Here is a 7,746-nt window from a genome sequence, read left to right as displayed (position 1 = left end):
GGGCTTCGCATGCTGATGCGGATGGCCAGCGCGCCCGAGCGCGCCTTCTCGACCGCCGAACTGGCCGACGAATTCGGGCTGTCGCGCAACCACCTGGCCAAGATCATGCAAAAGCTCGCCCATGGCGGCTTTGTCGCCACGCGCCGTGGTGGCGGCGGCGGTGCCATGCTGGCCCGCCCGGCCGACCAGATCCGTCTGGGTGCCCTCGTCGGGGCGCTGGAGGATGGATATCCGCTGGTCGAATGTTTCGCCGCCGATGGTGGCAACTGTTCGATCGACGGCCAGTGTCGCCTGAAAGCACGCCTGCGCGCCGCCGAATCGCGCTTTCTGCAGGACCTCGACCGCTCGACCCTTGCTGATATCGCGCTGACGCCTGAACCGGCCAGCTGAAAAAGGACTTTCCCCGATGGCGATGACAGCAACCCTGACCATGTCGGAACGCCGGATCGGCTTAGGCCTGGCGGTCGCGCGGACGCTGCTTGGCCTCGCCATGGCAGGGGTCGCGCGGCACGGGCCGATGGCGCTGCATGGCGGCCTCGCGATGACCCTCGGAGTCGCGCTCGTCTTCGTGCCGGGCGGCGCGCTTAACGATCAGCCCGAGCCGCCGACCCGCCGCCTGACGCGGTACTACGACGCGCCGATCCGGTTCGGGATCGTGATGACGCTGATTTGGGCGGTGATCGCCATGGTATAGGCATTGGTGGTTGCCGCCTCGCCGGTTATGCGCGGCGCAGGCAAGTCTTGCGGTGTGCGCGCCTGCCAGACGAAGGCGCCCCCGCTACTCCAAGCACAACAACGCAAGTCAGTGTCCAGAGACCGCGACGCAGGGTCCTCCTGGATGTGTTTGCTGTTTTCATCGGCTCTTTTCGAGACGACTTTGCGCGGGACTCGCCGAAGAGCGAAGTCCGCATGTGATACCAACGGCCTTAGCCTTTGACCGCTTTGGCGTATTCTCGGGTGGTAATCGAGCGCACGGTGGCGATGTCGTTGGCGAAGAAGTTCCAAGCGTCGCAGGATCGTGCCACGATGTCCTCGTAGGTTTCGAACACGGAGATGGCGAGGCGGTTGGCGCGGAGGTAGGCCCAGACGTTCTCGACCGGGTTGAGCTCCGGGGCGTATGGCGGGAGCGGCAGTAGAGTGATGTTGTCGGGGATGCGAAGCGCCTTGGACCCGTGCCAGCCGGCGCCGTCGAGCACGAGAATGGCGTGCGCACCTTCAGCGACGGTGCGGGAGAACTCGGCGAGGTGGGCATTCATCGCGGCGGTGTCGACGTTGGGCATGACCAGCGCGGCGGTGGCTCCGCGTTCGGGGCAGACGGCGCCGAAAATGTAGGCCCAGGTGTAGCGGGTGTCGCGCGGGGCGCGTGGTCGGCTGCCGCACGGAGCCCAGATGCGGGTGAGCGTGCCTTGCTGGCCGACCCTCGCCTCGTCTTGAAACCAGATCTCGAGGGGCTTGCCCCGGGCGCTCTCCGGCAGGGCGTCGGTTACGGTCCCGGCAAAGTTTTTTTGAACGCCTCCTGGGTCTCGGGATCGGATTTCGGGTGCTGCGGACGCACCGACAGCCGGCGAAATCCGAGCGCGGCCGACTGCTTGCCCACGGTGCGCTCGTGCATGGTGACGCGAGAGGCGCACCTCGATCTTGCGCTGAAGGTCGACGCGCCGCCAGCGCACCACCCCGTCCACGGCAGGGTCGGGACCCCCGCGCGCCATCCGTGCCAGCTCGGCCTTCTGCTCAGCGCTCAGCCGCGGCTTCGGCCCGGCCGAGCGACGGTTCGATAGCCCCGCCAGCCCGTAGGCGTTGTAGCGGTGGACCCAGTCCCGGAGCGTCTGCCGGTCCATACCACAGGTCTCGGCGGCGGTCTTGCGGTCCACCCCTCCAACACTAGCGCGATGGCCAGCATCCGCCGTGCCGCCTTGGCATCCTTCGCCTTCGCCGCCGCAACCCGAAGGGCACGCGCCGATAAGTCCGTTCGTGTAATCGCAACCGCCATCGAAACCTCCATGCTTCGATGAAAGGGAATCACAGCAGTGACCCGCCCGTCCTGCCAATGCCCACGCGCGAGCTTTGTCATCTCTATGTCTGGCTCGCCGGAGCTTGGGTCGAGGTCAACCCGGATGCCGAATGATCAGAAAGCAACTTTATGGCTCTGATTCTCCTACACTTTCAGGCCCCGTCGAGCGATTCTGGTGACACAAGGACGATGCAACTCACCATACGGAGCCACCGAGATGACCACCCGCCTCAATTCGATCACCACGCCGCGCCACCAGCTCCGCGCCGAGAAGACGCGGAAGAACAAGGAAGCAGCGCTCATCGCATTCATCGCAAAGAAGGCCGAGATCGACGAGATGCTCTCCCGCCTCCAGAGGCTGAGCGACGATCACTTCGAGACCAACCCCGACGAGATCAACTGGGGCGACGTTGGCACGCTCGAGCACTATGCCAGCCTCCTCAAGCGCATCACCGACAGCGCCTTTGGCGAGGGCGAACACGCCGAGTGATCTTTCCAGCCCGGCATTCAGGGCAGCCCGTCCCATGGCGGGATGAGCCCGGACCGTGGCCTCAGTGGGGCCGCGTAAGCCGGGCGAATGCCGGTAGAAGGCGGCGCATCCCGCGTTGGCCGACCACACCGGAGGCCCCGATGTCCAAAATCACCGACACACAGACCATCATCCTCAGCCGCGCGGCTACGCGCCCCGGCAATCTGGCCATGCCGCTGCCCGAGGGGCTGCATGGAGCGGCCGCCAAAATGTCCGTCACCCGGATGATTTCCAATGGCTGGCTCGAGGAGGTCGATGCTGATATCCGCAAGAGCGAGCCCCTCTGGCGCGAGACCGGCGATGGCCACGGCACCACGCTTATCGCGACCGAAGCGGGGCTGGAAACCATCGGGATCGAGCCGGTGGTCCCCAAGGCCGCCAGCGCCTCGCGCAAGGCGAAGCCAGACCCCGCGGCGACGTCCGAGGGGTCCGAAGCCCCGAAGTCTCCCGCCATCCGCGCCGGCACCAGGCAGGCTCAGATCATTGCGCTGCTTCAGCGGCCCGAGGGGGCGTCCATTGGCGAGATCGTCGAAGCGACGGGCTGGCAGGCCCACAGCGCGCGTGGCCTGATCTCCGGGGCGCTGAAGAAGAAACTGGGCCTGCCTGTCACTGCAGAAAAGCTTGATGGCCGCGGTACAGTGTACAAAATCGATCCGGCCTGATCCCGCGCGTTACCGCCAGTGCTCGAACAGCCTGCGCAGCGCGTAACCGCGCAGAAGCGATATGCCGGTGAAGACCCCGCCCAGCGCGAGGTTCTCGCCGAGGCTCGCCTGCAGACCGAACCATGGAAACACCATGATCTGCATCCCCACGGCCAGCGCATAGCCGACAATGACATTGGTGATGGCCTCGACAAGCGACACGCGACGCGATTGCCTCATGCGCGTGTCCTCATGCGGCGCGCAGGTTTGGCTGCCTCCACTTGTTCGTAGATCCGGCTGGCTGTCCGCCCCGTCGCGGTCTCCCAGCGCCGCACGGCCACGTCGCAATAGGCCGGATCCAGTTCGATCGCGAAACAGCGCCGCCCGGTGCGTTCCGCGGCGACCAGCTGGGTGCCGGAGCCGCAGAAGGGCTCGTAGATGAGATCGCCCGGATCGGTGAAGGTGCGCAGGACCGCTTCGACGAGCGCCACCGGGAACACGGCCGGGTGCGATCCGGCCGCGCCCAGCCCGCCCTTGTGGCGCATGATGCGGAACACGCTGTCCGGGATCCGGTGGCTCTGGATCGCGTTGCCGGTGCCGGTCTTGGCCCGGACCTGGCCGTCGGTGGTGCGCAGACCACCGCCGCCCAACGTTTCGCCCGCGTGTTTGCTTGGCACCGTCTTGTGCGGTTTGCGCGAGGCGCGGTTGAAGTGGAAAATGAACTCGTGTGAGGGCGCGAGTCGCCCGTTCCAGTCACCCGGAAGGCCGGGCCCCTGATCCCAGACATACCAGCCGAAGCGCCGCCAGCCAGAGCTGCGCATCCAGTCCAGCCAGCGCTCCCAATAGGGGAGCCACTCACCATCGCGATGGACAAGACCAAGGTTGACCAGCAGCTGGGCCGCGTCGGTGACCGGTGCCACGGAGAATACGCCCTGCATCAGCGTATCCCAATCGCCCACCGTCTCCTTGGCCGCGCCATAGTCGCGCTGCTGGGCATAGGGTGGCGAGGTGAACATCAGCGACGCCTGCGCGCCCTCCATGAGTCTGGTCACGACTTCCGCGTCAGTGGCATCGCCGCAGATCAAGCGATGATTGCCCAGCGCCCAGATATCGCCGGGCTGCGTGATCGGTTCTGCCGGGGGCTCGGGGATGGTGTCGGCGGTGTCGTCATCGATCGGCGTGCGATCATCATCAGCGCTATCCGCATCATTGAGCAGTGCCTCCAGCTCGTCGTCGGGGATCCCGATCAGCCCCAGGTCGAATTCCTCGGCCATCAGCCCGCGCAGTTCCTCCAGCAGCAGCGCGTCGTCCCATCCACCCATCTCGGACAACTTGTTGTCGGCGATACGATACGCCCGACGCTGCGCCTCGCTCAGATGGTCCAGCACGATCACCGGTGCCTCCGCCAGTCCCAGCTGCGCGGCCGCCAGGACACGGCCATGCCCGGCGATCAACTCGCCGTCCTCGCCCACGAGGCAGGGCACCGTCCAGCCGAACTCGGCCATGCTCGCGGCGATACGCGCCACCTGATCGGCGTCATGGGTCTTGGCATTACGCGCATAGGGCTTGAGCCGTTCCAGCGGCCAGAATTCGATCTGGCTTGGACGCATCTGTACACTCATGCCGCGAGCCTTTTGGCCTTCAGCGCGGCGAAGCTCTCGCCGGTCTCGACCAGCACCGCCTCCGCGCCGGTGAAGGTCTGCCAACGCTCGATGGCGACATCGACATAGACCGGGTTCAGTTCCACACAGAGGCAGATACGCCCGGTGGTCTCTGCCGCGATCAGCGTCGTGCCGGATCCCATGAAGGGCTCGTAGACCGCCTGGCCGGCGTTCGAGTTATTCAGGATCGGGCGGCGCATGCATTCCACCGGCTTCTGCGTGCCGTGCACCGTCTCACTGTCCTGATCCTTGCTCGGAATCTGCCACAGGGTCGTCTGCTTGCGATCGCCAGCCCAGTGGCCCTTCGCCTTGGTCCGGACGGCATACCAGCAGGGCTCGTGCTGCCAGTGATAATCGCCGCGGCTGAGCACGAGCCGGTCCTTGGCCCAGATGATTTGCGACCGGATGGCAAAACCCGAAGCGGTCAGCGACTCCGCCACCTCGGCGGCATGCAGCGCCCCGTGCCAGACATAGGCGACGTCGCCCGGAAACAGCGCCCATGCCTCGCGCCAGTCGGCCCGGTCATCGTTCATCACCTTACCGGTGCGCTTCGTCTTCGCGGCGCCCGCCTGGTTACGCCAGGCGGGATCATAAGCCACGCCATAGGGCGGATCAGTGACCATCAGCAGCGGCTTTACATCGCCCAACAACGTCCCGACCACATCGGCCGACGTGCTGTCGCCGCAGATGAGCCGGTGATCCCCCAGCTGCCAGAGGTCCCCCGGCACAGAGACCGGCGTGGCCGGGGCCTCGGGCACGTCATCCTCGCCCTCGACCGCGCCGTCGCCGTCCTGCGCCTCGGGGTCTTGCAGGAGGGCGTCGAGCTCAGCCTCGCCGATCCCCAGCAGCGACAGGTCGAAATCGTCGGCCAGCAGCCCCGCGATCTCGTCGCGCAGCATCGCCTCGTCCCAGTCGCCCAGTTCCGTGAGCTTGTTGTCCGCGATGCGGTAGGCTCGCCGCTCGGCCTCATCCAGGTGGCTGAGCCGGATCACCGGCACCTCGGTCAGCCCCAGCATGGTGGCGGCCAGCACCCGGCCATGCCCGGCGATCAGCTCGCCATCGTCGGCGACCATGCAGGGCACGGTCCAGCCGAACTGCGCCATGCTGGCGGCGATCTTCGCCACCTGGTCGTCGCCGTGCATCTTGGCGTTGCGGGCATAGGGACGCAGCCGGTCGATCGGCCACGCCTCGATCTCGCTTGGCGCGAAGACAAGATCCATGGGTGTTCTCTGCTGTGGTGAAAGGCGGACAGACGAAGACGCGCGACCAGACCGGTCGGCGACAGCATCAAAATCTGCGATGTCGGGAAAAAGCAAAACGCCCGCGAGGGGTGTCCTCCGGGCGCAATTCTTCGATTATTAAGAGGTACGTCAAGGGGGCTAGAAATGTCAAAGGGTTTTTTGCCTTTGAATCAACACTTTCCGTGAAAAGCGCCGCGACAGGCCTGCAAGGCGCATCCCGGGGTGGATTCCTCGCGTGGCTTCCGGCCAGGGTGGCTTCCCTGGATTCCTTCGAGGAATCCGCCTGGCCAGACAAGCGATCGAGCAAGTGCCTGATAACGAGTCAGAAATCCGAGTCGACCGGTCGGGGTGGATTCCAGGTGGATTCCCCGGTGAGGAATCCAGTCGCTAGCGAAATCGCGCGCTGAGCCCCCCCGTATACGATCAGGGCCCGGGAGGAACCGTGGGAGGGGGGAGGACGTCGTCCAGGCGTCACCTGACGACCGGCAGATCCGAGATCCGCGTGGTGTAGCGCGGGCTACGATGATCCGCGCGCAACTGCCAGGACCGCGACATACCCTCGCTGGCCAGCACCATGGTTTTCTTGCCGAACCGGTTGTTCACGGCATCAAGCGCGGTCATCAGCTCGGGGGATCCACGCGGGGTGTCAAAGAGCGTCCTCGGCCGATCCTCCAGCGGCAACAGGTCATTCAGCATGACGCCTGCTTTCGTGAAGGCGTAGTTCCGGTGGTCAGCCTTCGGCCAGGCAGCTGAGGCACACCGCTTTGCAGCAGCGACAAGATCGAAGGTGTCGGAGGACATGGGCACGATGCGCGTCGTCCTCGACCCAGCATATTGTGGCCGAGACGGGTGGCGCACGACCCAGGCAATCGGATCGATCTTATCCTCGAGATCATCTGCGGCCGGCGACGGAAAGCCTGCACTGGCCCGCGCGAGCGAAATGGGGACAACTTGCCCCTCCGCGAGTACAGGGGCTTCTATCGGATAGACTGGCATCCGCGAATCCTTTTGGGTTCATGCTATGTACTCACATAGATCACCCGTCCAATCATTTGCTGTCAACAAACGAAGTGACACTTGGGCGCGTGAGCGGCCGTCTACTCCCGATAGGCCGCGATCTATGCGCTGGGAGGCACCGCCGTAATCACTGCCGTTCGGGAGCGCCTTGCGCGATCTTGATTGTCGTTTCGTCAATCCGGATGCTTGCCAAGGCAGGCATAAGCGGCTTCCGCAGCAGCCAGCGCCCCCTCCAGAAAACCACCATCGACCGGTGATGTCTCGGATCCAGCGAAGATCAGGCGCGCAGTGGACGGGATGGCACTATAGGTCGGGTGACCAGCGGGCGGCACCCGGTCGGCCTGCGTGGCGGTCGCGACATCATCGTTCCAGTCTTTGACAAAAACGTCACGCGATGTCGACGCCAAGGGTCTGAAAAATCGTGCCAGTTGCGCAATGGCTGCGTCGCGGAATTCCGGGTTACGCGTGGCGCCAGGATGTGACACGTATCGGATACTCAAATGAGGGCGTGAACGTTGAACACGAAGGTGTAAATGAACAGATCAAAAATCTGCTGATGAAAAGATGGATATACCGCGAGTCCTCGGGAATCCGGATTTTGAGTTGACGCTGGCAGGCCATGCGATTCATGTGGGGCCATGATACG

10 protein-coding genes are annotated in these 7,746 nt (G+C 64.9%); 4 read left to right on the top strand and 6 right to left on the bottom strand.

Going from position 1 to position 7,746, the window contains the following annotated elements; translation table 11 throughout:
• Positions 1 to 390, top strand: a 390-nt coding sequence (locus ACROSR_RS19675) for an Rrf2 family transcriptional regulator (protein ID WP_432687589.1), incomplete at its 5' end; no start/stop codon positions are given.
• 16 nt (positions 391 to 406) lie between these two features.
• Entirely contained in the window at positions 407 to 694 is a 288-nt protein-coding gene (locus ACROSR_RS19670) for a hypothetical protein (RefSeq protein ID WP_432687588.1), read from the top strand.
• Positions 695 to 926: 232 nt separating this feature from the next.
• On the opposite strand, the gene ACROSR_RS19665 is transcribed toward ACROSR_RS19670, so the two are convergent.
• Positions 927 to 1,871: an IS630 family transposase gene (locus ACROSR_RS19665; protein WP_432687587.1), complete on the bottom strand. Its 945-nt coding sequence runs from the start codon at positions 1,869 to 1,871 to the stop codon at positions 927 to 929.
• 357 nt (positions 1,872 to 2,228) lie between these two features.
• Between ACROSR_RS19665 and ACROSR_RS19660 the strand changes: the two genes are divergently transcribed.
• The gene (locus ACROSR_RS19660) at positions 2,229 to 2,501 is read left to right on the top strand and encodes a hypothetical protein (protein ID WP_432687586.1); all 273 of its coding nucleotides are present in this window, start codon (positions 2,229 to 2,231) and stop codon (positions 2,499 to 2,501) included.
• Positions 2,502 to 2,641: 140 nt separating this feature from the next.
• The gene (locus tag ACROSR_RS19655; RefSeq protein ID WP_432687585.1) at positions 2,642 to 3,202 is read left to right on the top strand and encodes a DUF3489 domain-containing protein; all 561 of its coding nucleotides are present in this window, start codon (positions 2,642 to 2,644) and stop codon (positions 3,200 to 3,202) included.
• 9 nt (positions 3,203 to 3,211) lie between these two features.
• On the opposite strand, the gene ACROSR_RS19650 is transcribed toward ACROSR_RS19655, so the two are convergent.
• The 5 genes from ACROSR_RS19650 to ACROSR_RS19630 form a co-directional block, all read right to left on the bottom strand.
• Positions 3,212 to 3,421, bottom strand: a complete 210-nt coding sequence (locus tag ACROSR_RS19650) for a DUF7220 family protein (RefSeq protein WP_432687584.1) — start codon at positions 3,419 to 3,421, stop codon at positions 3,212 to 3,214.
• Positions 3,418 to 4,803: a site-specific DNA-methyltransferase gene (locus ACROSR_RS19645; protein ID WP_432687583.1), complete on the bottom strand. Its 1,386-nt coding sequence runs from the start codon at positions 4,801 to 4,803 to the stop codon at positions 3,418 to 3,420. Before ACROSR_RS19645 ends, ACROSR_RS19650 begins: the two co-directional genes overlap by 4 nt.
• On the bottom strand, positions 4,800 to 6,062 hold the full coding sequence (locus ACROSR_RS19640) for a site-specific DNA-methyltransferase (protein ID WP_432687582.1): 1,263 nt from the start codon (positions 6,060 to 6,062) through the stop codon (positions 4,800 to 4,802). Before ACROSR_RS19640 ends, ACROSR_RS19645 begins: the two co-directional genes overlap by 4 nt.
• A gap of 492 nt (positions 6,063 to 6,554) precedes the next feature.
• Positions 6,555 to 7,079, bottom strand: a complete 525-nt coding sequence (locus ACROSR_RS19635) for a DUF4113 domain-containing protein (protein WP_432687581.1) — start codon at positions 7,077 to 7,079, stop codon at positions 6,555 to 6,557.
• A 194-nt stretch (positions 7,080 to 7,273) separates the two neighbouring features.
• Entirely contained in the window at positions 7,274 to 7,507 is a 234-nt protein-coding gene (locus ACROSR_RS19630) for a hypothetical protein (RefSeq protein ID WP_432687580.1), read from the bottom strand.
• Positions 7,508 to 7,746 lie beyond the last annotated feature (239 nt).

This window comes from Roseovarius tibetensis, from assembly GCF_050896375.1.
GTDB classification, from domain to species: Bacteria; Pseudomonadota; Alphaproteobacteria; order Rhodobacterales; family Rhodobacteraceae; genus Roseovarius; species Roseovarius tibetensis.
This window is presented reverse-complemented; position numbering and strand designations above follow the sequence as displayed.

Bases quoted from the DNA above. Each gene is read 5' to 3' on its own strand.
- ACROSR_RS19670 (WP_432687588.1), top strand. From the start codon at position 407: ATGGCGATGACAGCAACCCTGACCATGTCGGAACGCCGGATCGGCTTA.
- ACROSR_RS19660 (WP_432687586.1), top strand. From the start codon at position 2,229: ATGACCACCCGCCTCAATTCGATCACCACGCCGCGCCACCAGCTCCGC.
- ACROSR_RS19655 (WP_432687585.1), top strand. From the start codon at position 2,642: ATGTCCAAAATCACCGACACACAGACCATCATCCTCAGCCGCGCGGCT.
- ACROSR_RS19650 (WP_432687584.1), bottom strand. From the start codon at position 3,421: ATGAGGCAATCGCGTCGCGTGTCGCTTGTCGAGGCCATCACCAATGTC.
- ACROSR_RS19645 (WP_432687583.1), bottom strand. From the start codon at position 4,803: ATGAGTGTACAGATGCGTCCAAGCCAGATCGAATTCTGGCCGCTGGAA.
- ACROSR_RS19640 (WP_432687582.1), bottom strand. From the start codon at position 6,062: ATGGATCTTGTCTTCGCGCCAAGCGAGATCGAGGCGTGGCCGATCGAC.
- ACROSR_RS19635 (WP_432687581.1), bottom strand. From the start codon at position 7,079: ATGCCAGTCTATCCGATAGAAGCCCCTGTACTCGCGGAGGGGCAAGTT.